Annotated in this window: 33 protein-coding genes; 29 read left to right on the top strand and 4 right to left on the bottom strand. The window is 34.6% G+C overall.

Annotated features, from left to right (window positions below):
* Positions 1-3: 3 nt before the first annotated feature.
* The 9 genes from NH288_RS04185 to NH288_RS04145 all read left to right on the top strand — a co-directional run bounded on the left by NH288_RS04185 (position 4) and on the right by NH288_RS04145 (position 7,527).
* The gene (locus NH288_RS04185; protein ID WP_049690757.1) at positions 4-225 is read left to right on the top strand and encodes a hypothetical protein; all 222 of its coding nucleotides are present in this window, start codon (positions 4-6) and stop codon (positions 223-225) included.
* The gene (locus NH288_RS04180) at positions 200-2,131 is read left to right on the top strand and encodes a DNA polymerase (protein WP_265213320.1); all 1,932 of its coding nucleotides are present in this window, start codon (positions 200-202) and stop codon (positions 2,129-2,131) included. The genes NH288_RS04185 and NH288_RS04180 overlap by 26 nt, the downstream gene beginning before the upstream one ends.
* Positions 2,132-2,142: 11 nt before the next feature.
* Complete coding sequence (locus NH288_RS04175; protein ID WP_265213318.1) at positions 2,143-2,343, top strand: hypothetical protein; 201 nt, start codon at positions 2,143-2,145, stop codon at positions 2,341-2,343.
* Positions 2,336-2,722: a DUF4406 domain-containing protein gene (locus NH288_RS04170; protein WP_265213317.1), complete on the top strand. Its 387-nt coding sequence runs from the start codon at positions 2,336-2,338 to the stop codon at positions 2,720-2,722. The genes NH288_RS04175 and NH288_RS04170 overlap by 8 nt, the downstream gene beginning before the upstream one ends.
* Positions 2,723-4,924 (top strand): phage/plasmid primase, P4 family, encoded by a 2,202-nt coding sequence (locus NH288_RS04165; protein WP_265213315.1) that lies wholly within the window; start codon positions 2,723-2,725, stop codon positions 4,922-4,924.
* A gap of 264 nt (positions 4,925-5,188) precedes the next feature.
* The gene (locus tag NH288_RS04160; protein WP_265213313.1) at positions 5,189-5,446 is read left to right on the top strand and encodes a sterile alpha motif-like domain-containing protein; all 258 of its coding nucleotides are present in this window, start codon (positions 5,189-5,191) and stop codon (positions 5,444-5,446) included.
* Positions 5,404-5,685: a VRR-NUC domain-containing protein gene (locus NH288_RS04155; protein WP_265213312.1), complete on the top strand. Its 282-nt coding sequence runs from the start codon at positions 5,404-5,406 to the stop codon at positions 5,683-5,685. Before NH288_RS04160 ends, NH288_RS04155 begins: the two co-directional genes overlap by 43 nt.
* Complete coding sequence (locus tag NH288_RS04150) at positions 5,686-7,032, top strand: DEAD/DEAH box helicase (protein WP_265213310.1); 1,347 nt, start codon at positions 5,686-5,688, stop codon at positions 7,030-7,032.
* Positions 7,033-7,125: 93 nt separating this feature from the next.
* Positions 7,126-7,527 (top strand): DUF1492 domain-containing protein, encoded by a 402-nt coding sequence (locus tag NH288_RS04145; protein ID WP_065735292.1) that lies wholly within the window; start codon positions 7,126-7,128, stop codon positions 7,525-7,527.
* A gap of 76 nt (positions 7,528-7,603) precedes the next feature.
* Here NH288_RS04145 and NH288_RS04140 read toward each other — a convergent pair whose 3' ends face one another.
* Positions 7,604-7,870 (bottom strand): type II toxin-antitoxin system YafQ family toxin, encoded by a 267-nt coding sequence (locus tag NH288_RS04140; RefSeq protein ID WP_002834890.1) that lies wholly within the window; start codon positions 7,868-7,870, stop codon positions 7,604-7,606.
* Complete coding sequence (locus tag NH288_RS04135) at positions 7,870-8,127, bottom strand: AbrB/MazE/SpoVT family DNA-binding domain-containing protein (protein ID WP_065735293.1); 258 nt, start codon at positions 8,125-8,127, stop codon at positions 7,870-7,872. Before NH288_RS04135 ends, NH288_RS04140 begins: the two co-directional genes overlap by 1 nt.
* Before the next feature lie 189 nt (positions 8,128-8,316).
* On the opposite strand from NH288_RS04135, the gene NH288_RS04130 reads away from it, so the two are divergent.
* The 19 genes from NH288_RS04130 (at position 8,317) to NH288_RS04040 (ending at position 20,736) form a co-directional block, all read left to right on the top strand.
* A complete protein-coding gene (locus tag NH288_RS04130) occupies positions 8,317-8,673 on the top strand; it encodes an HNH endonuclease (protein WP_065735294.1) in 357 nt (118 codons plus the stop codon).
* 128 nt (positions 8,674-8,801) lie between these two features.
* Entirely contained in the window at positions 8,802-9,374 is a 573-nt protein-coding gene (locus NH288_RS04125) for a P27 family phage terminase small subunit (RefSeq protein WP_151409016.1), read from the top strand.
* 5 nt (positions 9,375-9,379) lie between these two features.
* Complete coding sequence (locus tag NH288_RS04120; RefSeq protein ID WP_265213300.1) at positions 9,380-10,162, top strand: S-adenosylmethionine synthetase N-terminal domain-containing protein; 783 nt, start codon at positions 9,380-9,382, stop codon at positions 10,160-10,162.
* Positions 10,159-11,394 carry a site-specific DNA-methyltransferase gene (locus NH288_RS04115; protein ID WP_265213298.1) on the top strand — a complete coding sequence of 412 codons (1,236 nt, stop codon included), beginning with the start codon at positions 10,159-10,161 and terminating at the stop codon, positions 11,392-11,394. Before NH288_RS04120 ends, NH288_RS04115 begins: the two co-directional genes overlap by 4 nt.
* 43 nt (positions 11,395-11,437) lie before the next feature.
* Complete coding sequence (locus tag NH288_RS04110) at positions 11,438-11,662, top strand: DUF4314 domain-containing protein (protein WP_019125135.1); 225 nt, start codon at positions 11,438-11,440, stop codon at positions 11,660-11,662.
* 87 nt (positions 11,663-11,749) lie between these two features.
* Positions 11,750-12,055 carry a hypothetical protein gene (locus tag NH288_RS04105; RefSeq protein WP_265213295.1) on the top strand — a complete coding sequence of 102 codons (306 nt, stop codon included), beginning with the start codon at positions 11,750-11,752 and terminating at the stop codon, positions 12,053-12,055.
* Between the two features lie 98 nt (positions 12,056-12,153).
* Positions 12,154-12,441 carry a transcriptional regulator gene (locus NH288_RS04100; protein ID WP_265213293.1) on the top strand — a complete coding sequence of 96 codons (288 nt, stop codon included), beginning with the start codon at positions 12,154-12,156 and terminating at the stop codon, positions 12,439-12,441.
* 97 nt (positions 12,442-12,538) lie between these two features.
* Positions 12,539-14,128 carry a terminase large subunit gene (locus NH288_RS04095; protein WP_265213292.1) on the top strand — a complete coding sequence of 530 codons (1,590 nt, stop codon included), beginning with the start codon at positions 12,539-12,541 and terminating at the stop codon, positions 14,126-14,128.
* A 100-nt stretch (positions 14,129-14,228) separates the two neighbouring features.
* Positions 14,229-15,125 (top strand): Fic family protein, encoded by an 897-nt coding sequence (locus tag NH288_RS04090; RefSeq protein WP_265213290.1) that lies wholly within the window; start codon positions 14,229-14,231, stop codon positions 15,123-15,125.
* Between the two features lie 62 nt (positions 15,126-15,187).
* Positions 15,188-16,429: a phage portal protein gene (locus tag NH288_RS04085; RefSeq protein ID WP_414731749.1), complete on the top strand. Its 1,242-nt coding sequence runs from the start codon at positions 15,188-15,190 to the stop codon at positions 16,427-16,429.
* Entirely contained in the window at positions 16,416-17,102 is a 687-nt protein-coding gene (locus NH288_RS04080) for a head maturation protease, ClpP-related (RefSeq protein ID WP_265213287.1), read from the top strand. The genes NH288_RS04085 and NH288_RS04080 overlap by 14 nt, the downstream gene beginning before the upstream one ends.
* A 2-nt stretch (positions 17,103-17,104) precedes the next feature.
* On the top strand, positions 17,105-18,295 hold the full coding sequence (locus tag NH288_RS04075; protein ID WP_265213286.1) for a phage major capsid protein: 1,191 nt from the start codon (positions 17,105-17,107) through the stop codon (positions 18,293-18,295).
* A gap of 10 nt (positions 18,296-18,305) precedes the next feature.
* On the top strand, positions 18,306-18,578 hold the full coding sequence (locus NH288_RS04070; protein ID WP_068370105.1) for a head-tail connector protein: 273 nt from the start codon (positions 18,306-18,308) through the stop codon (positions 18,576-18,578).
* Positions 18,578-18,910 (top strand): phage head closure protein, encoded by a 333-nt coding sequence (locus tag NH288_RS04065; RefSeq protein WP_070611487.1) that lies wholly within the window; start codon positions 18,578-18,580, stop codon positions 18,908-18,910. Before NH288_RS04070 ends, NH288_RS04065 begins: the two co-directional genes overlap by 1 nt.
* Entirely contained in the window at positions 18,907-19,287 is a 381-nt protein-coding gene (locus NH288_RS04060; RefSeq protein WP_070611488.1) for an HK97 gp10 family phage protein, read from the top strand. Before NH288_RS04065 ends, NH288_RS04060 begins: the two co-directional genes overlap by 4 nt.
* A complete protein-coding gene (locus tag NH288_RS04055) occupies positions 19,280-19,606 on the top strand; it encodes a hypothetical protein (RefSeq protein WP_070611490.1) in 327 nt (108 codons plus the stop codon). Before NH288_RS04060 ends, NH288_RS04055 begins: the two co-directional genes overlap by 8 nt.
* Positions 19,599-20,195, top strand: a complete 597-nt coding sequence (locus NH288_RS04050) for a major tail protein (protein ID WP_265213280.1) — start codon at positions 19,599-19,601, stop codon at positions 20,193-20,195. Before NH288_RS04055 ends, NH288_RS04050 begins: the two co-directional genes overlap by 8 nt.
* Before the next feature lie 2 nt (positions 20,196-20,197).
* Entirely contained in the window at positions 20,198-20,554 is a 357-nt protein-coding gene (locus NH288_RS04045) for a hypothetical protein (RefSeq protein WP_019117844.1), read from the top strand.
* A gap of 17 nt (positions 20,555-20,571) precedes the next feature.
* Complete coding sequence (locus NH288_RS04040) at positions 20,572-20,736, top strand: hypothetical protein (protein ID WP_004816339.1); 165 nt, start codon at positions 20,572-20,574, stop codon at positions 20,734-20,736.
* Here NH288_RS04040 and NH288_RS04035 read toward each other — a convergent pair.
* Together NH288_RS04035 and NH288_RS04030 are read right to left on the bottom strand one after the other, a co-directional pair.
* On the bottom strand, positions 20,733-21,062 hold the full coding sequence (locus tag NH288_RS04035) for a type II toxin-antitoxin system RelE family toxin (RefSeq protein WP_265213276.1): 330 nt from the start codon (positions 21,060-21,062) through the stop codon (positions 20,733-20,735). The genes NH288_RS04040 and NH288_RS04035 overlap by 4 nt on opposite strands.
* Positions 21,059-21,382, bottom strand: coding sequence for a type II toxin-antitoxin system Phd/YefM family antitoxin (locus tag NH288_RS04030; protein WP_009430049.1), 324 nt, complete (start codon positions 21,380-21,382; stop codon positions 21,059-21,061). The genes NH288_RS04035 and NH288_RS04030 overlap by 4 nt, the downstream gene beginning before the upstream one ends.
* Before the next feature lie 89 nt (positions 21,383-21,471).
* Between NH288_RS04030 and NH288_RS04025 the strand changes: the two genes are divergently transcribed.
* A complete protein-coding gene (locus NH288_RS04025) occupies positions 21,472-23,052 on the top strand; it encodes a phage tail tape measure protein (RefSeq protein ID WP_265213275.1) in 1,581 nt (526 codons plus the stop codon).
* Positions 23,053-23,147 lie beyond the last annotated feature (95 nt).

The raw sequence follows: 23,147 nt of genomic DNA, 5'->3' as shown, positions 1-23,147 counted from the left end.
GAAATGGAATATTTTATAACAGCGTCTATATTAGGAATCTGGGCATTTGTTTGGTACAAGTTTGGTTATGTTCAAGCTGAGTTAAAAGAATCAAACACAAGAATTAGAGAAATATATAGAAAAATTCAATTTGGTATAGAAGATATTAAACGTGAAGTTAAGGAATGCAAAAGGCTATTAGAAGAATTAAGTGATAACTATGAAGAGAATATCAATAGACCTTGAAACCTATTCTTCAGTTGATTTAGGTAAAAGTGGTGTATATAAATATGCCGAGAGTGAGGATTTTGAAATCCTCCTCTTTGCATATTCATTAAATGATGAGAAAGTACAAGTTATTGATTTAGCAAGTGGAGAGATTATTCCTAAAGAAATATTATCAGCACTTAGTGATAAAAGTATAGAAAAGTGGGCCTTTAATGCAAACTTTGAAAGGGTGTGTCTATCTAGGTTTTTAGGTAAGAGGCTAAATCCAAAAGGCTGGTACTGCACCATGATTTGGTCAGCCTATCTAGGGTTACCTCTATCGCTTGAAAAAGTCGGAGAGGTTTTAAAACTAGATAAGCAAAAGATGAATGAAGGCAAGGCTCTTATAAGATATTTTTCTATTCCTTGTAAACCAACTAAGACAAATAGTATGAGAACAAGAAATTTACCACATCATGATTTAGAAAAGTGGTCAACCTTTAAGGAATATAACCAAAGAGATGTAGAAACAGAAATGGCTATTAAGAAAAAATTATCAGCTTTTCCTATTCTTAAATCAGAATGGGAAAACTACTGGGTAGACCAAAACATCAATGACAGAGGAATCTTAATTGATGAAGTTTTAGTTGATTCAGCTATTAAATTTGATGAGATATTACGAGATGAAAATATGGACAGAGCCATAGAATTAACTGGTCTTGAAAATCCAAACTCTCCCTTACAGCTAAGAGAATGGCTTAATAAAAAAGGCTTAGAGATAGATTCCTTAGCTAAGAAAGATGTAGAGTCTGCTCTTAAAAATGCTGAAGGAGATATTAAAGAAGTACTGGAACTTAGACAGGAATTATCTAAGTCTTCAGTTAGAAAATATGATGCTATGAAAAATGTAAAAGGAAAAGATAATCGAGCAAGGGGTCTTATCCAATTTTATGGAGCAAATAGAACTGGAAGATATTCAGGAAGGCTAATTCAAGTTCAAAACTTAAGAAGAAACAATCTAAAGGATTTAGATCTAGCAAGAAGTCTTGTAAAAAATAGAGATTACGAAACTATGGAAATTCTCTATGAATCACCCTCTGATATTTTATCCCAGTTAATAAGGACAGCCTTTATAGCAAAAGAAGGTACAAGATTTATTATCTCAGACTTTTCAGCAATAGAGGCTCGTGTCCTTGCATGGCTTGCAGGAGAACAATGGGTACTGGACGCTTTTGAAAATGGAGAAGATATCTATTGCAGAACAGCATCAAGGATGTTTGGAGTGCCAGTTGAAAAGCATGGAGTAAATGGTCATCTTAGACAAAAAGGAAAGATAGCGACTTTAGCTTGTGGTTATCAAGGGGCATTAGGTGCTCTTAAAGCAATGGGTGGTATTGAGATGGGTTTATCTGAAGATGAACTTCAATCAATAGTTGATTCCTGGAGAGAGGCTAATCCAAATATAGTGAGTCTTTGGTGGGATATAGATTCAGTCGTGAAAAGAGTTGTAAAGACTAGAACTAAAGAAGAATATAAGAACCTAGCTATTAGCTATGAAAGAGGGATTCTTTTTATAGAACTTCCTTCAAAGAGAAGACTTGCTTATCCAAAGGCAAAGATAGGGACGAATCGATTTGGTGGAGAGTCAATAGTCTATGAAGGAATCGTAGTAGGAAATAAGTGGGATAAGATTGAATCCTACGGTGGGAAATTTGTAGAGAATATAGTTCAAGCCATCGCAAGAGATATTTTAGCTGAGGCTATGATGAGACTTGAGAAAAGAGGATTTAATATCGTCATGCATATTCATGACGAAGTTGTAATAGAAAGTGATTCATCTAGTATCGAGGAAGTAAATCAAATTATGTCCGTTGTTCCAGAATGGGCGGATGGACTTATCTTAGATGCAGATGGATTTGAAAGCGAATTTTATAAAAAAGATTAGAGGGGTTATTCATGTTTTATGTTAAAGAAAAAATCAATGATGTCATGGAAATAAGCATTGAGATAAATGATGAGAATGTCTTTTGCACCTGTCCAAAGTGTGGGAAAGAAGTTCAAGTAGACTTAAATGAAGTATTGGAAGATGGCGATTTATTTTCTACTCAAGTTTGCTGTAATACTTGTAGTGAAACAATGAGGGATATTTATGAATAAGGAACTATACAACGGGAGTGGGTGCAAGGATCCCACTCCTTATCAAGCAATTAAAAATGCAGAGAAGAGATACTATCCCTTGGTATATATCTGCAGTCCATTTTCTGGAGATCTAGAAAATAATGTCATCAAGGCACAGAAGTACTCTCGCTATGCTTTGGATAAAGGAAATATTCCCATAGCACCACATCTTTTATTTCCACAGTTTATGAGTGATGAAAGTGAGAGAAGACTTGCCATGCATTTTAATTATGTCCTTCTTGGTAAATGTGAAGAAGTATGGGTCTTTGGTGACTATATAAGTCTAGGAATGGCTGAAGAAATAAGAGTTGCTGAGAAGAGAAAAATGAAGATTCGCTATATAAAGGAGGTATCCTAATTGAAAATATACACCTCAAATTTAATAGGAGTGGAGTCAAACTGTGTTTATCCAAATGAGGTTAATGCAGTAGATGTAAGGTCTTTTGAGAAAGCAGCAAGTTTTGATCATGTAATGGCTAAGTATAAAAATTCCTATCGATCCAACGATAATTTTATAGAGTCAGAATGTGTTCCCATGGATATAGACAACGACCATTCAGAAAATCCAGATGATTGGATTTCAACTAACGATTTAAAGAGAATATTTGATGGAGTTAAATTTGCCATAGTTTACAGCAGAAACCATAGAAAAGAAAAAAATGGAAAAGCTGCAAGACCAAGAATGCACATATATTTTCCAATTCCTAAGATCACAAATTTAGCTGAATATGTAGGAATAAAAGAAAGCTTGGCGGAGGCTTATACTTTCTTTGATGGTAATGCCTTAGATGGAGCGAGGTTTTTCTTTGGAGTTAAGAATCCTGCTGTTGAAATAGTTAGGGGAAGGAAATATGTAACAGAAATTCTAAAAGATGACTTTGAAGACTTCGATAACTCTCAAGACTTAATTCAGCAAGGCTCTAGAAATTCAACTATGAACCATTTTGCTGGTAGGATTCTAATTCGATATGGAAATACAGATGAGGCAAGAGAATTATTCGATAAAAAAGCATCACTTTGTTCGCCGCCACTCCCAGATGATGAACTGGAACAAATCTGGAGGTCAGCTTGTAAATTCTATAAAAAGGTAGCAGCAAGTGAAGATTATGTACCACCAGAAGAATACAATGAAAGATATGAGGAATATAAGCCAGAGAAACTTACAGATATAGCAATGGCTGAAATCTTTACTAAGCATAACAAAGATAAAGCTATCTACACGATATCTCAAGGTTGGCTTTATTGGACGGGCAATAAGTGGGAAGATTCTGAACTAAAAGTAATGAGTCTTTATATGGAGACTGCCAAAAAAGTTTTAGAAAATGCAAGCATTGAATTTAAAGAGACCTATCAAGAATTAGCAGATGCTGAAATGATAGGAAATAAGGAAGAAAAAGCACAAGCAAAATTAAAAGTAGATACTGCAAAAGCTTATCTCAATTTTGCTAAAAAGATGAACGACCATGGAAAAGTATCTGGAATATTAAAACTAGCTAAGTCTTTGTTAGAAGTTAAAAATGAAAAACTTGATGCAGATGCTTTTATTTTAAATACCCCTGTTGGAGTTATTGATTTAAAAACAAGTGAAATAAAAGAGCATGACCCGTCTTACTATTGCACGAAGATTACTGCCCTAGCTCCAAGTAAGGATAATATGGATATGTGGATAGCTACTTTAAGGGATGTAACTGGTGGAGATGATGAGTTTATTAATTTCTTAAAGTTCCATGCAGGGTCTACATTAATAGGTCATGTTTATGAAGAAGCACTCCTTATAGCTTATGGAGACGGAGGAAATGGGAAGTCTACTGTTTTTAATTCAGAGGCTCATGTTCTTGGAGACTATGCAGGTAAAATCCCAGCTGAGTCTTTAACAACAAGAGCAAAGAATGTGAAGGTTGATCTTGCTGAGTTATGTGGTAAGAGATTTATTCTAGCCTCTGAAACAGAAGAGGGTCAAAGATTATCAAGCTCTATGCTAAAGCAGATAGCAAGTGTTGATGATATTTCAGCAGAAAGAAAATACTATGCACCATTCTCATTTACGCCAACGCATTCTACTATTCTCTATACAAACCACCTACCAAAGGTGGGATCTAATGATAGAGGAACCTGGAGAAGAATTGTGGTAGCTCCATTTTCTGTTGCCATTAAAAATCCCAAGACAGATTATATAGATAAGCTTCTAGAAAAAGCAGGAGGAGCAATTCTACAGTGGATGATTGAAGGAGCAAGAGAATATATAGATGCAGGCTTTAAATATCCAAAGTGCAGTGTTGTAGATGATGCTAAAAGCTCATATAAGGAAGAGAATGATTGGATAAACCATTTTATTTCAGATAAATGCATAAAAGGTACAAATTATAAAGAGATGAGTGCAAGGTTATACCAAGTTTATCGTGAGTGGGCTGGTTCAAATGGAGAATACATTAGGAACAATAGAGATTTTTCACGAGCCCTTATAGCAGAAGGTTATGAAAAGAAAAGGACAAATAGGGGCATTGAATGGAGCGGTATAACCATCAATGATTTAATGGAGTCAGTAGACGACTTTTTATAAATGTATCTTAGTGTAGCATTTATAGGCTAAATAAAGATGATTATATAGAAAAAAGTTTTTCTTAATTAGTGAAAAATATATACACTAAACTACAAAAAGACATGACTATTTACACTTGATTTAACACTGAAATGGCTTAATATAGGCGTTTTGTATGGTGTGAATGGTTATAGCCTACTTTCTTTCATATAATATTTTTATTCTCTCGTGTAAAAGGTTTATATATAGCTACACTATACAACACTTTAGAAAAATGGAGGATTTATGAATTTCTATAACCATATGATGAAAAATCATTTAAATGAAAAGTCTCCAAGAGGAGATTTAGCAAGAGATATGAGGGAAGATAGAGACTTTCCTAAAAATAAAACAGGGAAATTTAAAGGTTGGAAAAGACTGATTAAAAATTATTTAGAAAGTCAGGGTGCTTGTTATGATTGTATGATGACTTTTGAAGAAGCGTGGAGGGAGTATGAAAATTGCGAGAGAAAGAAATTGAATCTGCCCTTGTTAAAAGAGTAAAAGAGAATAATGGTCTTTGCCTTAAATTTACATCCCCTTCAATGACGGGAATACCAGATAGGATAATACTTCTACCTAAAGGAAAGATAGGATTTGTGGAAACAAAAAGACCTGGAGGAGAACCAAGACCAATTCAGATAAAAAGAATAAGACAATTTAAAAATTTAGGCTTCAAGGTATATGTTCTTGATACCAAAGAAAACATTGATGAAATAATAAAGAGAATTGGAGGTGACTAATTGGAATATACTCCACATAAATACCAGAGTTATGCTACTGAATTTATAAAAGAAAATAAAGAATCAGCACTTCTACTGGACATGGGTCTCGGCAAGACGGTTATAAGCTTATCAGCTATAAAAGATTTACTCTTTGATTCTTTTGAAATTTCTAAAGTTTTAATCATAGCACCACTAAGAGTTGCCAGGGACACTTGGAAGGAAGAAATAGAAAAATGGTCTCACCTTGATATCTTAGAGTATTCAGTAGCAATAGGTAGTGAAAAAGAAAGAATAAAAGCATTAGAAGAACAAGTAGACATCTATTTAATCAATAGGGAAAATGTAGACTGGCTAATAAATAAGAGCGAACTACCATTCAACTACGACATGATCGTAATTGATGAACTATCATCCTTTAAATCTCATAGGTCAAAGAGGTTTAAAGCCTTGATGAAAGTAAGACCAAAGGTAAAAAGAATAGTTGGTCTTACTGGAACTCCATCATCTAACGGCCTAATGGATTTGTGGGCTGAGTTTAGACTGCTCGATATGGGAGAGAGACTTGGAAGATTTATTGGTCAGTACAGGGAAATATACTTCAAACCAGATAAGAGAAACGGACCAATCATCTATTCCTATAAGCCACTTCCTTTTGCTGTAGATGCAATCTATGAAAAAATATCAGATATCACAGTTTCTATGAAAGCTGAGGACTATCTAAAAATGCCAGAGAAGATAAACAATGAAGTTTTTGTAAATCTATCAGATAAAGAAAGAGATATCTACGAGACCTTAAAAAAAGACTTGGTCGTTAGTATTAAGGATAAAGATATAGATGCAGTTAATGCTGCAGCCCTTTCTAATAAGTTACTTCAAATGGCATCAGGTTCTGTTTATGATGAAGATAAAAATATGATTCATATCCATGATAGAAAGCTTGATGTCTTGGAAGATTTAATAGAAGGAGCAAATGGTAAGCCCGTTCTTGTAGCTTATTGGTATAAGTCAGATTTGAAAAGAATAAAAGACAAGTTTGATGTAAGAGAACTTAAGACAAGTAAGGATTTTAAAGAATGGAATCAAGGTAAGATTCCTGTAGCCATTATCCATCCAGCATCTGCTGGTCATGGACTTAACCTACAAGCGGGAGGTTCAACACTTATTTGGTTTTCTCTTACTTGGTCCTTAGAACTTTATGAACAAACCAATGCCAGACTATATAGGCAAGGGCAGAAAGAAACAGTTGTGATTCATCATATCTTAGCAAAAGGAACTATTGATGAAGATGTGATGAAAGCATTAGAAAATAAGAATAAAACACAAGCTGCACTTATTGATGCAGTGAAAGCAAATCTGGAGAGTTAATGTCATAGAATGTCACTAAGAACATTTGATAAGCTTAATATACGAGCAGGAGTTCTATGGAGAACTTACCTCAAAAAATTATGGAGGTAAGAAATGAACGCAAAAGAATATTTAAAACAAGCTTTTTATTTAGACAAGAGAATTAATAGCAAGCTAGAGCAAGTTGAATCACTCAACGCTCTAGCAACAAAAGCTACATCGACCTTATCAGATATGCCTAAGAGTCCTAATAGAGGATTATCAAAACTTGAAGATACTATTGTTAAGATTATAGATCTCCAAGAAGAAATTAATAGGGACATAGATAAGTTGGTGGATTTAAAGAAAGAAATCGTAAGAACAATAAAAAAGATTGAAGATAAAGAGCTTCAAGTCGTTTTAGAAAAAAGATATCTTTGTTTTGAATCTTGGGAGAAGATAGCAGTTGAAATGAATTACTCAATTCAGCATATCTTTAGACTTCATAGTAAGGCTTTAAAAAATATAGAAGTATAAAAAAATCGGGTGACGCATAAATGCATCACCCGTAAAACTTTCGTTTTCAATTCGTGTTTTTATTATAGTATTAAATTTAAAACTTGTCCAGGATATCGTGGTGTCCTATATCTAAAAGAAATATTAATTCATTATTTTCGTAGAACCAAATAATTCGAATATCCATATTAACAGAAGACTCCCATATTCCATCTGTACCTTGTATCTTTTTAGTTCTTAAAGATGGATGAGTAGGATTCTCTACGAAAAATTTAAGTTTCTTTTTCGTTTGTTTCTTTTCAGTATCAGATAGTTTTTTGTAATGTTTTTTAAAGGCCTTCGAATAAGTAATTTTATAGGACATTACTTATCTAACTCCTCAAATAGAGAGTCAATGGAATCAAAGATTGGCCTTTCTCCATTTTTAATAGATTCTTTAATCTCTTTTACTTCAGCTTTTAAATTTTTTATGACGTGTTCTGGATAGATTGCAACTGGAACAAGTACAATTTTTCCATCATCTTCCATGACTTCAAATTGGTCGCCTTGATTTAATTCCATAGAGTTTACTATGTCTTTTGGGATAGTAACTTGTGATTTAGCTTTTAGTTCAACTAACATAACAAAACCTCCTTAGTTAGAAATTCATACTTTCTAACTAAATTATATTTTCTTCTAAGAAAAAAGTCAAGTGGAGAGTAAAGTTGATAGAATGAGAGTAAGTAGTTGTAGTATAGTTAGAATAGCAAAAGAATAATTAAAAGAGCCTTAAAGATTTAATCTTCAGGGCTTTATTTATGGAGTGATAAAGTGCCAAGCAAACCTAAGAGACCATGTTCACATCCAGGTTGTCCTAAATTAGTTGATGGACGATTCTGTAAGAAACATGAGAAAGAATATAACAAAAATTATGAAAAATATAAAAGGGATCCTAAAACTCATAAGCGTTATGGAAAAGCGTGGAGAGCTATAAGGAAAAGATATGTAGCAGAGCATCCGCTTTGTGAAATGTGTTTAAAAGAGAATAGAATGACAAAGGTAGAGGAAGTACATCACATACTTCCTCTTTCTCGTGGTGGAACTAATGACGAAGATAATCTTATGAGTCTTTGTAAATCTTGTCACTCAAAGATTCATGCAAAGAGTGGAGATAGGTTTGGAGGATAGTTTTACGTGGGGAGGGGGAGTCTTAATCTCTACGATTGATTTCCCTACCAACGGTGCCGCCCTCTCACGCACAAAAAAACGGGTTCAAAGGCCCTATTAAAGAAGATGATGAATTAGGAGGTGATACTATCGCTAAGGACGGAACATACAGAGGTGGAAGAAGAGTAAAAGCAGGAGGGAAACCACAGCCTGCTGCTGAAAAAATAGAAAAAGGTAAAAAGGTAGAAATTTTAATGAATGATATTCCTACATTCACTCCAGAAGAAATAGATGCAGTTGACTTACCAGATGGTGCAGTTCTTGATGGAACAGATATGCCAACACCTAGTGATTATCTATCTGCAAAACAAAAAAATGGTATACCACTTGGTGCTGATGAAATATATAAAGAGACTTGGAGTTGGTTAAAACAGAGGAACTGTGAAAACTTAGTAAATCCAAGATTATTAGAATCCTACTCCCAGGCTTTTGCAAGATACATTCAATGTGAAGAGGCAATAAGTCAATTTGGACTTTTAGGAAAGCATCCTACAACTGGTGGAGTTATTGCATCTCCATTTGTACAGATGTCTAGCCAGTTTCAAAAGACGGCCAATCTTCTATGGTACGAGATTTATGACATAGTGAAAGAAAACTGTACTGAAGTTTATGAAGACTATGGAGAAGATATGATGGAAAAATTACTAAGGCAAAGGAGGTAATTATATTGTTTGAAAAAGTAAATCCAAAGCATCCAGATAAAATAGCAGATTGCATAGCTGGTGCAATTGTAGATTTAGCATATAAAAATAAAGAGAATCCTAAAATAGCAGTTGAAGTTTTGCTGGGGCATGGAAATTGCCATGTAATTATTGAAACGGATTGTAAGTTAAATAAAAAAGAAATTGGATCAGCAATTAAGAGGATAGCAGGATATGCCATAGTAGATATTAAAATTGTAGAACAGGATATCTACCTATCAAATAATCAAAAAGAAAAGATAAGATGTGGTGACAATGGAATTTTTAAAGGAGTACCCACATCAGATGAAGAAAAGAAACTATCTTTAATTGCTCGTGAAATTTATTCCAATTATCCCTACGATGGGAAATACATCCTTGATGGAGATAAACTCATCATCTGTCAGTCAAATGTATCTACGGAAATTTTAAAATCAATTTATCCAAGAGCAATTGTAAATCCATTAGGAGATTGGACTGGAGGATTTAATGTAGATACTGGAGCAACAAATAGAAAACTCGGCTCAGATATGGGACGAGCAGTAACGGGTGGAGGACTTCATGGTAAAGACCTATCCAAGGCTGATGTATCAGTTAATATTTATGCCCATCTAAAAGCACAAGAGGAAAATAGGAATATTGAATTATCCTGTGCAATAGGAGCTGAAACTGTAGATGATAGACCATATTCAGAAATTGTAGAAATTGCTAGAAACTACATTAACTCTATCGGTGGTTTTGAAGAATTTGCTAAGTGGGGGCTTATATGATTACAACCAAAGAAATGAAATTAGTTGATATTGAAAAACTTGTACCCTATGTAAATAATGCAAGAACTCACTCAGCAGACCAGATTAATAAACTACGATCATCAATCAGAGAGTTTGGTTTCATCAATCCTGTAATTATTGATAAAGACTACGGAGTTATTGCAGGCCATGGAAGAATTATGGCAGCAAAGGAAGAAGGTATAAAAGAAGTACCTTGTGTCTTTGCAGACCATTTAAATGAGGCACAGAAGAAAGCATATATCTTAGCTGATAACAGAATGGCTCTTGATGCTGGATGGGATGAAGAACTATTAAGAGTAGAAATTGAATCCCTAGAAGATTATGGATTTAATGTAGAGCTCACAGGATTTTCACCAGATGAACTATCTAATATTTTTGATTTAGGAAATGATACAGAAGATGACGGCTTTGATGTAGACAAAGAATTAGAAAAGCCTACTTTTTCAAAGCCTGGAGATATTTGGACCTTAGGTAAGCACAAACTTATTTGTGGAGATTCTACAGATGAGGTTACTTACGAAAAACTTATGGGAGAATTAAAAGCAAATCTTATCATCACAGACCCTCCATACAATGTAAACTATGAAGGATCAGCTGGAAAAATTAAAAACGATAATATGGAGCAAGATAAATTCTATGAATTTTTACTGAGCTCTTTTTTAAATATGGAAAATTTTCTCGCAGATGATGGTTCGATATATGTTTTTCATGCAGATACAGAAGGACTTAATTTCAGAAAAGCATTTCAAGACGCTGGATTTTATTTATCTGGTACTTGTATTTGGAAGAAACAGTCCCTTGTACTTGGAAGAAGTCCATATCAATGGCAACATGAACCAATTCTCTATGGTTGGAAGAAAAAAGGAAAACACAATTGGTATACAGGAAGGAAGGAGTCTACCATTTGGGAATTTGATAAACCAAGAAAAAATGGCGACCACCCTACTATGAAACCTATCCCACTTTTATCTTATCCAATTAAAAATTCATCAATGACAAACTCCATTGTACTTGATCCATTTGGTGGAAGTGGAAGTACACTAATAGCTTGTGAACAGACTGATAGAATTTGTAGGATGATAGAACTTGATGAAAAATTTGTAGATGTCATTGTAAATAGATTTATTGAATTAGTTGGTAGAGATGAAGATGTAAGCCTATTAAGAAATGGAAAAGAGTATAAGTATAAAGATGTTATTAATCTGACTTGATATAAATCTTAGATTGAGTGATATATGTATGTGAGGTGATTAGATGATTTCAAGGGAAATTATAGAAAAATTAAAAGAAACTTATCCTGTAGGTACAAGAGTAAAACTAATCCAAATGGAAGATGAGCAGGCTCCGCCAGTTGGAACCTTAGGCACAGTTTATGGGGTGGATGCCATTGGATCAATCCTAGTAAAATGGGATAATGGTTCAATGTTAAATGTAATTTTCAGAGTGGATAGAATAGAAAAAATAGCGAGTAAAGGTTGAAATATAGCCATTATATCCTCTAATTAACTTGACTTATTTTTGGTTGTACGGTTATATGTACATACAAAAAAAGATAAGGAGAAAAATATGGCATACAAATACATGAAAACACAGAAAGATTTAAATGAGTTAATCGACTCTTCAGCAATTACAATGCTTGGACTTTACGAAGGAGAAAATGGAGACTTAGCTTTCCAAGATTATTTAAAAGACTACCTTGAAGATGACACAATTTATATCACAATGGGAAAAACAATTAACGAATTTTACGAAAGCGACCTTCCTGAAGACTTAAGGATAGTAAGTTTAAAGTACAACAAGTTAGGAAGACTTCCAATTATAAGACTTGAGATTGGAGCGAAATGGTTTGACGACTTTATAGATAATCTTTAAAAAGATTGAAAAATAGCCGATTTATAGGCATAAAAGACTTGACTAATACTCTCCTATACGGGAATATGCATATAACAAAAGCAAAGGAGAGTAAAACCATGAAAAAAGAGCTTTTAGAAAGATTAGAGACAGAAGTTAAAGCTTGCAAAAGATACGCAGAAAACTCAATAAAAAAATCAAAAGAAGGCAAGACTGGAGCAGCCATTAACCTTTTAGACATAGCAGGAACAGCAAAGAAATGTGCAGACCAAGTTTATGAAGAACTTTGGGAGGTATCAAAAGGAAATTTAACAGATGAAGAATTTCAACTTTTTGCAGAATCAGAAACACTAGATAGAGAACTTAAGAAAGCTTACAAAGAATTAAAGATAGCAAGAAAAAGATAAAAATAAAATTCCAAATAGAGTTTAGGCTCTATTTGTCGTAGTAGAAGTCACAATCAGGTGGCTATTTTTATGCCTATTTTTCAAGGAAGGAGGTCAAATGAAATATAAACCAACAAAATTTATGCTACCTACATCTCACTATGATAAAAATAAAGCAGACTATGCTGTCACTTTTATAGAATGCCTTAAACACACAAAAGGTAGATGGGCAGGTAAAGACTTTAAGCTAATTGAATGGCAAGAAGAAATCATAAGAGACTTATTTGGCATTGTAAAAGATACAGGATACCGTCAATTTAATACAGCCTATATTGAAATACCAAAGAAAATGGGAAAGTCAGAACTTGCAGCTGCTGTAGCACTCCTCCTTACTTGTGGTGATGGAGAAGAAAGAGCAGAAGTTTATGGTTGTGCTGCCGATAGACAGCAAGCAACTATAGTTTTTGATGTTGCAGCTGATATGGTAAGGATGAGTCCAGCCCTATCTAAAAGAGTAAAGATACTCGCATCTCAAAAGAGAATGATATATAAGCCGACCAATTCTTTCTATCAAGTTTTATCTGCAGAGGCTTATTCTAAACATGGATTTAATATTCATGGTGTGGTCTTTGACGAACTTCATACCCAACCTAACAGAAAACTTTTTGATGTTATGACAAAAGGTTCAGGAGATGCAAGAACTCAACCCCTATATTTTCTTATTACAACCGCAGGAACAGATACCAAATCAATCTGCTACGAAACACATCAAAAGGCAGTCGACATACTTGAAGGAAGAAAAACTGATCCAACTTTCTATCCTGTAATCTATGGAGCAGACAGGGAAGATGATTGGACAGATGAAAAAGTATGGCATAAGGCAAATCCGTCTCTTGGAATTACAGTTCCAATAGAAAAAGTAAGGCAAGCCTGTGAATCAGCTAAGCAAAATCCAACTGAAGAAAATGCCTTCAGACAGTTAAGATTAAATCAGTGGGTCAAGCAAGCAATTAGATGGATGCCTATGGAAAAGTGGGACCTATGTAATTTTGCTGTTAATGAAGAAGAATTAAAAGGTAGAGTTTGCTATGGAGGTCTTGACCTATCATCTACAACAGATATTACAGCCTTTGTTTTAGTCTTTCCTCCAATAGGTGAAGATGATAAATATCAAATATTACCCTACTTTTGGTTGCCAGAAGATAATCTCGACCTAAGAGTAAAAAGAGACCATGTGAACTACGACTTATGGAAAAAACAAGGCTATATTATGACAACAGAAGGTAATGTAGTCCACTATGGTTTTATAGAAAAATTTATAGAGGACTTAGGTGAGATATATAACATTAGAGAAATTGCCTTTGACAGGTGGGGAGCAGTTCAGATGGTTCAAAACTTAGAAGGCATGGGATTTACAGTTGTTCCTTTTGGTCAAGGATTTAAAGATATGTCTCCACCAACTAAAGAACTCATGAAACTAACCCTTGAAAGAAAAATAGCCCATGGAGGTCATCCAGTTCTAAGATGGATGATGGACAATATTTTTATAAGAACTGATCCTGCTGGAAATATAAAAGCAGACAAGGAAAAATCTACAGAAAAGATAGATGGTGTAATTGCTACAATAATGGCTCTTGATAGGGCTATAAGGTGTGGAAATGATACAAGTGAGTCAGTTTATGATGATAGGGGATTGATTGTTTTTTAATATCTCTTAGCATTATTCCTAAAACTGGTATATTCCATTCCGATACTCTTGACATTATTCCGATGAAATAATAACATAAATTATGAATAGGAGGAGAGTTATGTTTACAGGAGTAAGCGAAATTGCAAAAAAATGGGGCATATCAGAAAGAAGAGTTAGAATTTTATGCAGTGAAGGAAGAATTCCCAATGCCTATAAAGAAGGTAAAATATGGAAAATTCCATCCAATGCAATAAAGCCGACAGATGAAAGATTTACAAAGCCTAAAACTCTTCTTCCAATAATTGATGAAAAATTAGCAAAATTAAACACTCTAAGACCTCTTACAGAGGGAGAGGTTGCAAGGCTTTTAGAAGATTTCATGATTGAATACACATATAATACGAATGCGATTGAAGGAAACACTCTTACTTTAAGAGAAACAGATATGGTTCTTAGAGGGCTTACTATTGATAAAAAGCCATTGAAAGATCATATAGAAGCGGTTTCTCATAAAGAAGCTTTTTACTTTGTTGTAGATTTAGTTAAAGAAAATAGAGAATTGACAGAGAGTCTAATAAAGCAAATTCATTATCTTGTATTAGGAGATAAAAAAGAAGATAGGGGAGTTTACAGAAAAGTTCCTGTTCGTATAATGGGGGCAAGTCATGAACCTGTGCAACCATATTTAATTGAGCCCAAAATGGAGGAACTCTTAATAAATTATAAAGCATCAAGTGAGCATATTATAACTAAACTTGCAAAATTTCATATAGAGTTCGAGGGGATTCATCCTTTTATTGATGGAAATGGAAGGACTGGCAGACTTTTAGTTAATCTCGAACTTATGAAAGAGGGTATTCCACCGATAGATATTAAATTTACCGACAGAATAAAATATTATGAGGCATTTGATGAATATCACGTAAAAAATAACTTGAGCGAAATGGAAAGCTTATTTGCGTCTTATGTTAATGAAAGATTAGATGAGTATCTAGGAATACTTGAAATGAAATAAATTATATTTAGCACTCTTTTAGATGAGTGCTATTTTTATACCTAAATTTAGGAGGTGGTAATATAAACATTTTAAATTTAATATTCAAGTCAAGAGACAAACCTAAAGACGGGGAGAGGATATCTTCATCGTCTTTTTTATTTGGAAGAACAACAGCAGGAAGGAATGTCAACGAATTTACTGCTATGCAAATGACGGCAGTTTACTCATGTGTGAGGGTTCTTGCTGAAACCTTAGCAGGACTTCCTCTTCATCTATATAAAAGAGGGGATTCAAACTCTAAGGAAAAAGCAAAAGAACACGCCATATATTTTCTCTTACACGATGAACCAAATACTGAGATGACTTCGTTTGTATTTAGAGAAACACTGATGACCCATTTATTACTTTGGGGTAATGCCTATGCTCAGATAATTCGTAATGGAAGAAATGAGGTTATTGGTCTCTATCCACTAATGCCAAATAAAATGACTGTAATGCGAAGTGAAGATGGGGAAATATTTTATAAATACAACCACAAATCAGAAGAGATTTATCTATTAAAAGAAGATGTCCTTCATATACCAGGGCTTGGTTTTGATGGCCTTATTGGCTACTCGCCAATCACCATGGCTAAAAATGCCATTGGTATGGCTATGGCATGTGAAGATTATGGAGCGTCATTCTTCCAAAATGGAGCACAACCAGGTGGAGTTTTAGAGCATCCAGGAATTATTAAAGATCCAGAAAGAGTTAGAGCGTCATGGAATGCTGCCTTTCAAGGGCCTAAGAACGCCAACAAAGTGGCTGTACTTGAAGAAGGGATGAAATACCAACCGATAGCAATAGCGCCAAGTGAGGCCCAATTTTTGGAAACAAGAAAATTTCAATTAAATGAGATAGCAAGGATATTTAGAATACCACCTCATATGATTGGAGACTTGGAGAAGTCATCATTTTCAAATATAGAACAGCAGTCACTTGAATTTGTTAAATATACTCTCGATCCTTGGATTGTTCGTTGGGAGCAATCTTTGGAAAGAGCACTACTAACAAAGAAAGAAAAGGAATCCCTCTTTATTAAATTCAATCTTGATGGACTTCTAAGAGGAGACTATGAATCAAGAATGAATGGATATGCTGTAGGAAGACAGAATGGGTGGATGAGTGCAAATGACATAAGAGAATTAGAAAATCTAGATAGGATATCGGCTGAAGAAGGTGGTGACCTATATCTTGTAAATGGAAATATGCTACCACTTGATAAGGCAGGTAGTTTTTATCAGCAGAAAGGAGAAGAGATAAGTCCTAATGAAGAACAATAAAATATTTTGGAATTGGAAAAAGGATTCAAATGAACTCTATATAGATGGAGTTATTGCAGAAGAGTCTTGGTTTGATGATGAAATCACGCCAAGGCTCTTTTTTGAAGAATTAAAAAATAAAAGTGGAGACATAACTGTATGGATTAACTCCCCTGGTGGGGATTGTATTGCAGCATCAAGAATTTACACCATGCTTTTAGAGCACAAGGGAAATGTGACCATTAAGATTGATGGGCTTGCAGCATCAGCAGCATCGGTTGTTGCCATGGCAGGAACTGAAGTATTGATGAGTCCTACTTCATTAATGATGATTCATAACCCCTTAACTGTAGCCATTGGTGACTCAAAAGAAATGCAAAAAGCTATAGACATGTTAAAGGAAGTCAAGGAATCAATCATCAATGCCTATGAGATTAAGACAGGTTTATCTAGAGAAGAGATTTCTAATCTAATGGATGGAGAGACTTGGTTTGATAAGAACAAGGCTATTGAGATGGGCTTTTGTGATGGAACTCTCACTGACAAAAGAAAAGATGAAAAAGTCACTAATATGGTTTTTTCAAGACGAGCAGTCACAAACTCGCTCTTAACAAAAATAAATAAGGAAGTAAAAACTCACTCAATGAATGAGGTAGAAGAAAGATTAAACAAAATTAAAAATACTTGGAGGTAATTATGAACATTAAAGAACTTTTAGAAATGAGAACTAAAGCTTGGGATGAGGCAAAAGCATTTGCTGAATCTAAGAAAGATGAAAATGGTCTAATGTCTGACGAAGACTTTAAGACCTATGAAGAGTTGGAAAGAACTATCGAGAATTATACTCGTGAAATCGAAAGAAAGAAGAGGGAAGAAGAGATGGATAAATCCTTGGAAAAACCTACAACTCAAGCACTAACAAATGAACCTATTACTTTTAATGAAGAAGATAAACCAATGAGAGCAAGAAATGTCTATAAGAAGTCTATGATGAAGGCATTAAGAACTAACTTTAGAGATATTTCCAATGAATTAAAAGTTGGCACAGATGAAAGTGGTGGATATTTAGTTCCAGAAGAAATGGAAACAGATATTGTAAATGGTCTTGAAGATGAAAATATTGTAAGAAAATTAGCTACAAAAGTTCAAACTTCTGGACTTCATAAAATCAATATTGCAGCTACAAAGCCAGCAGCCCTATGGGTAGAAGAAGGTGGCCAACTTACCTTTGGAGATGGCACATTCGATCAAGTATCTCTTGATGCACACAAACTCCACGTTGGAATTAAAGTTACTGAAGAACTTTTATATGATTCAGCCTTTAATTTAGAAAAATACATCACTGAAGAATTTACTAGAGCGTTAGCAAATGCTGAAGAGGACGCTTTCTTAAATGGAGATGGAGTAAATAAACCTACAGGAATTTTTGACTTTAAAAAAGGTGGAGAACTTGGGGTAACAACAAAGGCTCAAACAATTACTGCAGATGAACTCATTGATTTAGTTTACTCTTTAGACAGACCTTATAGAAAGAGAGCAGATTTCATTTTAAATGATGCAACAGTTGCTCAGATTAGAAAGCTTAAAGATGTTAATGGTGCATATATTTGGCAACCATCACTTAAAGATGGAGAACCAGATAGACTTTTAGGTTATCCTGCTTATACATCAGCCTTTGCTCCAAAAGCTGAAAAAGGAAAATTGGCAGTAGCATTTGGCGATTTTTCTTACTACAAGATTGGAGATAGAGGAAATAGGTCTTTCCAAGACTTAAAGGAACTATTTGCTGGTAATGGCATGGTTGGTTTCTTAGGTAAAGAAAGAGTAGATGGAATTTTAGTTTTAAGAGAAGCAGTTAAACTTTTAAAAATCGGTGCTACTGCATAAGGAGTAAATTATGATTACTCTTGAGGAGGCAAAGTCCTATTTAAGGGTGGATTTTGATGATGAGGATGAGATGATTAATTCTCTCATCCAATCATCAATAAAGCACTCCATGGATGTAGCAAGGGTTGATAGTGAAGAAGATCTTTCTAAAAATCCAAATGGGAAGATAGCAGTCCTATATATGACTGCTTATCTTTATGAACACCGAGAAGAGGCAGACTATTCTGAACTAAACTTAACTCTAAGGGCTTTATTGTTTGGAATGAGAAAGGCTGAGTTTTAGTGAAGATATCGGATTTAAATAGAAAAATAACCTTTCAAAAGAAAAATGTTGAGGTAGATGGAATTGGTAACCATAAATCAGTATGGATAGATTATCTGAAAACTTCAGCCTATATATCTTTTCAAGGTAAGGGAGAAGAAGTTTTTCTTGGGATGGAAGTAGACAGGTCAGATATTTCTTTTACTGTAAGATTTCAAAATAGTCTAAAGAACATTAATACTTCAGAATATAGAATTCTATTTGATGATGAAAAGTACAACATCATCTCAAATGACTTTATGAACTATAAAAATAGATTTATAAAGTTTAGGTGTAGGAAGGTGAGTAGATGAATGTAAAAATTGAAAACCTCGCCAGTGAAATAATGAAAGGCTTAGAAGAATATTCTGATATGGCAACAGATGAAGTCAAAAAGGAAGTCAAAAAAGCTGGTAGCAATATTAGAAAAGATATACAAGAAAATGCACCTGTAGGAGAAACAAAGAAATATTCTAAGTCTTGGTCTGTCAAAACTATGAAAGAAACTTCAAACTCAATAGAACTCGTAGTTCACTCAAGGAATAGATATCAACTGGCTCATTTACTTGAGAAAGGCCATGTTCTTAGGCAGGGAGGAAGAGTATCTGCTAAGCCACACATTGGACCAGCTGAAGAGAAAGGAGTAAGAGAATTGGAAGAAAATATAATGAGGAAATTACAAGATGGATAGGCTATTAAAAATAATTGAAAAGATAGGACTTCCATTTGCATACTCGCACTTTGCTGAGGGAGAAAGTCCAGACCCACCATTTATGGTCTATCTATTCCCAAAGAATAAACACTTTGGTGCAGATGGAGTAGTTTTCTATAAGAACACCCAGATAGACTTAGAACTTTACACTGATAAGAAAGATTTAAAATTAGAAGAAAAAATAGAAGAGATACTTGATAGAGAAAAAATCTATTATGAAAAATCTGAAGTTTGGATTGAATCAGAAAGACTTTATGAAGTTCTCTATGAATTTACTATGGAGGTAAAAAATGGCTAATAAAGTTAAATTTAATATTTGTAATGTTCACTACGCTCTCTTTGATAAAGCCGAAGAGGGCGTTATTAAATATAAAACACCAGTGCTAATGCCTGGTGCTGTTTCAATTTCATTGGATCCTAATGGAGAGCCTGAAAGCTTTTATGCAGATGGAATTGAATACTACACTATTTCAAACAATATGGGATATGACGGAGATTTGGAAATCGCCCTTATTCCAGAATCCTTTAGGACGGATGTTTTGATGGAAAGATCAGATTCAAATAAAGTTCTTATTGAGTCTTCAAATTCCGAAACTGCAAACTTTGCACTGTTATTTGAGTTTGATGGTGACCAAAAGAAAATCCGTCACGTCATGTATAACTGCTCAGCAGCAAGACCTACTCTTGAAGGAGAAACCAACGAGGAATCAAGAGAAGTCCAACCAGAAACCTTGTCTATTCAAGCAAGACCACTTCCAAATGGAAATGTAAAGGCTAGAACAGGCGAAGAGACTACAAAGGAAACTTATGATGGTTGGTACAAGTCAGTCTATATGCCAACAGAAAATACAGTAACACCTTCAAGAGCAAGTGTTGGAGGTAAATAAATATGGCACTAACCAAGAAAATTCAAATCGATGGGAAAGAAGTTGTTTTCCGTGCATCAGCAGCAATCCCAAGAATCTATAGACTTAAATTTGGAAGAGATATCTTCAAAGACTTAATGGAACTTGAAAAATCCATGAAGAAAAATGATGAAGATAAATCCAATCTAGATATAGGCTCATTAGAACTATTTGAAAATATAGCCTATGTAATGGCAAAGCATGGAGATAAATCTGTACCAGATAGTCCAGAAGAATGGTTGGATAATTTCTCAACCTTTTCAATTTATCAAATTCTACCTCAGCTAATTGAATTATGGGGACTTAATATAAAATCGGAAGAAGTTCCTAAAAAAAAGTAAGGCCAACAGAAAGACCAATGACTACACCCTTGTTTCTATTAAGGGCAGTGGAACTTGGTCTTTCTGTTTCTGATTTATCTCTACTAACAATTGGACTTGTAAATGATATGTTTACAGAAAAGAATAATGACGACTATAAATATAAAGAAGTAGCTACGCAAGAAGACTTTGATAAATTTTAATCTTCAAGCTTAGCTACTCTTTTTTCAGCGTCTTTATAGACTTTGGATTCCGCTCTTGCACCGATAATAATGACAAGAACTTCGTCATCTGATTTTTCCAATTTATAAACGATCCTAAGACCTGAACTCTTAAGTTTAATTTTCATAAGACCAGCAAGCTTAGAATCAGAAAGGTTAGAAAGAGGCTTGCCATACCCACCTTCAGTATTAGGAAGAGGATTTATTAAGATCCTCTTAAGTGCTTTACCGACAATTTTTCTTTGAGATCCATCTAAGGCTTTATAGTCTTGGATGGCTTCTTTTATAAAGGATAGTTTATAGTTCATTCAATTTCGTCCTCATCAAGAGGAGAGACTTCATTTAAATTGATATGAAAGGCTTCTTCAAATTCATCTTGAGAAATTAAATCGGATTTATCCATTGATGACATCCTTGTATTGGCAAGCATAAGATCTCTTGCATCTTCGAGCTCATCAATGAGTTTCGTATATTCATCAGGGGAAACAAGAATGCACTCAGGAGTGTTGTTCTTTAATACGACCTTAGAACCGTTCACTTTGACATCATCGAAAATACGTCCAGCTAGGCCTCGATTAAATTCAGAAATGGATACAGTCTTATTGGATAATTCTTTTACAAAATTCATACTTATCACCTCAAGATAAGTATAGCAGAAATAGATAAAAACATCAATAAAGACACTGATAAATATATCTCTAAAGAGGAGGTGAGATATTGGCAAATAGAATAAAAGGGATAACTGTTGAGATTGGTGGGGATACTACCAAATTACAGACTGCACTAAAACAAGTAAATACGGAGATAAAACATACTCAATCTGAACTTCGTGATGTTAACAAACTTCTTAAACTTGACCCTGGAAATACAGAACTTATCTCCCAAAAGCATAAGCTATTAGGACAGACTTTAGAAGAAACAAAGAACAAATTAACATCTTTAAAAGAGGCACAGAAACAAGCTGAACAGGCTCTTGCAGAAGGAAAGATTTCCCAAGAGCAATATGATGCCCTTAAACGTGAAATTATTGAAACAGAACAAGCCCTAAAGTCTCTAGAAAGACAAGGAGCAACCACTAATCAAACCCTGCAAAACATAGCTATTACTGGAGAAAAATGGCAAAACACAGGGCAAAATATAGAAAACGTAGGAAGAAAAATGATGCCAGTATCTCTTGCAGTAGCAGGTCTTGGGGCAGCAGCTGTAAAGACTGCGTCAGATTTCGACTCTGGTATGTCAAAGGTAAAAGCAGTGTCTGGTGCAACAGGGTCCGATTTTGATGCTCTGAGGGAAAAGGCTCGTGAAATGGGAGCCAAGACAAAGTTCTCAGCATCTGAAGCGGCAGAGGCTATGAATTATATGGCCATGGCTGGTTGGAAAAGTAAAGACATGATTAGTGGTATTGAAGGAGTCATGAACCTTGCTGCAGCTAGTGGTGAGGACTTAGCGACTACTTCAGATATCGTTACAGATGCTCTTACAGCTTTTGGTTTAAAAGCTGAAGACTCTTCTCACTTTGCTGATGTTCTTGCTGCTGCATCATCTAATGCCAATACCAATGTTTCATTAATGGGCGAAACCTTTAAATATGCTGCACCTATTGCTGGGACCCTTGGATATTCAGTTGAAGATACAGCAGTAGCTATAGGTTTAATGGCTAACGCAGGAATAAAAGGTTCACAAGCAGGGACAGCTTTAAGGTCTGGGCTAACAAGACTCGCATCACCAACTAAAGAAGTTATGAATGGAATGTCCATGTTGGGCTTATCTATTGAAGATGTACAGGGTCTTTCACTTGATGAGACTTTAAGTACCTTTAGAGTTGCTTTTGCTAATTTAGATGGAACTCAAAAAGCACAAGCAGCATCCATGATATTTGGTAAAAATGCCATGTCTGGAATGTTGGCAATCATAAATGCCAGTGAGAAGGACTACAACAGCTTAAGTGATGCCATATATAACGCAGATGGAACAGCAGAAAAAATGGCTGCTACTATGCAGGATAACCTAGCTGGTCAATTAAAGATTTTACAATCTGCCTTAGAAGAATTAGCCATATCCTTTGGAGAACTTTTGATGCCTGCTGTTAGAAAAGCAGTAGATATATTAACAAAACTGGTTAATGGACTTAATGCACTTCCAGGACCAGTAAAAGGTATTATTGCAGGTATCGGTCTTTTTATAGCTGCTCTTGGACCTGTACTTATGATTGTAGGAAAACTTATCTGGTCAATAGGAACTATTATGACCAAAGGACCTTTAATAGTAGACCAGCTATCAAATGTCAAGAGAAAATAAAAAATAATTAATCTTGTAATTTATGGCACATCAAATAAGCCTAAAAATTAGGCTTAGAAAAACTAAATAACAACTAAATATTCGGTATGTAAGTT

Source organism: Anaerococcus sp. NML200537 (genome assembly GCF_026131715.1).
In the GTDB taxonomy this organism is placed as follows: domain Bacteria; phylum Bacillota; class Clostridia; order Tissierellales; family Peptoniphilaceae; genus Anaerococcus; species Anaerococcus kampingae.
The sequence above is the reverse complement of the archived record's forward strand: the minus strand, read 5'-3'. Positions and strand labels throughout refer to the sequence as shown.

Bases quoted from the DNA above. Each gene is read 5' to 3' on its own strand.
- NH288_RS04185 (WP_049690757.1), top strand. From the start codon at position 4: ATGGAATATTTTATAACAGCGTCTATATTAGGAATCTGGGCATTTGTT.
- NH288_RS04180 (WP_265213320.1), top strand. From the start codon at position 200: ATGAAGAGAATATCAATAGACCTTGAAACCTATTCTTCAGTTGATTTA.
- NH288_RS04175 (WP_265213318.1), top strand. From the start codon at position 2,143: ATGTTTTATGTTAAAGAAAAAATCAATGATGTCATGGAAATAAGCATT.
- NH288_RS04170 (WP_265213317.1), top strand. From the start codon at position 2,336: ATGAATAAGGAACTATACAACGGGAGTGGGTGCAAGGATCCCACTCCT.
- NH288_RS04160 (WP_265213313.1), top strand. From the start codon at position 5,189: ATGAATTTCTATAACCATATGATGAAAAATCATTTAAATGAAAAGTCT.
- NH288_RS04145 (WP_065735292.1), top strand. From the start codon at position 7,126: ATGAACGCAAAAGAATATTTAAAACAAGCTTTTTATTTAGACAAGAGA.
- NH288_RS04140 (WP_002834890.1), bottom strand. From the start codon at position 7,870: ATGTCCTATAAAATTACTTATTCGAAGGCCTTTAAAAAACATTACAAA.
- NH288_RS04135 (WP_065735293.1), bottom strand. From the start codon at position 8,127: ATGTTAGTTGAACTAAAAGCTAAATCACAAGTTACTATCCCAAAAGAC.
- NH288_RS04115 (WP_265213298.1), top strand. From the start codon at position 10,159: ATGATTACAACCAAAGAAATGAAATTAGTTGATATTGAAAAACTTGTA.
- NH288_RS04110 (WP_019125135.1), top strand. From the start codon at position 11,438: ATGATTTCAAGGGAAATTATAGAAAAATTAAAAGAAACTTATCCTGTA.
- NH288_RS04105 (WP_265213295.1), top strand. From the start codon at position 11,750: ATGGCATACAAATACATGAAAACACAGAAAGATTTAAATGAGTTAATC.
- NH288_RS04100 (WP_265213293.1), top strand. From the start codon at position 12,154: ATGAAAAAAGAGCTTTTAGAAAGATTAGAGACAGAAGTTAAAGCTTGC.
- NH288_RS04095 (WP_265213292.1), top strand. From the start codon at position 12,539: ATGAAATATAAACCAACAAAATTTATGCTACCTACATCTCACTATGAT.
- NH288_RS04090 (WP_265213290.1), top strand. From the start codon at position 14,229: ATGTTTACAGGAGTAAGCGAAATTGCAAAAAAATGGGGCATATCAGAA.
- NH288_RS04080 (WP_265213287.1), top strand. From the start codon at position 16,416: ATGAAGAACAATAAAATATTTTGGAATTGGAAAAAGGATTCAAATGAA.
- NH288_RS04075 (WP_265213286.1), top strand. From the start codon at position 17,105: ATGAACATTAAAGAACTTTTAGAAATGAGAACTAAAGCTTGGGATGAG.
- NH288_RS04070 (WP_068370105.1), top strand. From the start codon at position 18,306: ATGATTACTCTTGAGGAGGCAAAGTCCTATTTAAGGGTGGATTTTGAT.
- NH288_RS04060 (WP_070611488.1), top strand. From the start codon at position 18,907: ATGAATGTAAAAATTGAAAACCTCGCCAGTGAAATAATGAAAGGCTTA.
- NH288_RS04055 (WP_070611490.1), top strand. From the start codon at position 19,280: ATGGATAGGCTATTAAAAATAATTGAAAAGATAGGACTTCCATTTGCA.
- NH288_RS04050 (WP_265213280.1), top strand. From the start codon at position 19,599: ATGGCTAATAAAGTTAAATTTAATATTTGTAATGTTCACTACGCTCTC.
- NH288_RS04045 (WP_019117844.1), top strand. From the start codon at position 20,198: ATGGCACTAACCAAGAAAATTCAAATCGATGGGAAAGAAGTTGTTTTC.
- NH288_RS04040 (WP_004816339.1), top strand. From the start codon at position 20,572: ATGACTACACCCTTGTTTCTATTAAGGGCAGTGGAACTTGGTCTTTCT.
- NH288_RS04035 (WP_265213276.1), bottom strand. From the start codon at position 21,062: ATGAACTATAAACTATCCTTTATAAAAGAAGCCATCCAAGACTATAAA.
- NH288_RS04030 (WP_009430049.1), bottom strand. From the start codon at position 21,382: ATGAATTTTGTAAAAGAATTATCCAATAAGACTGTATCCATTTCTGAA.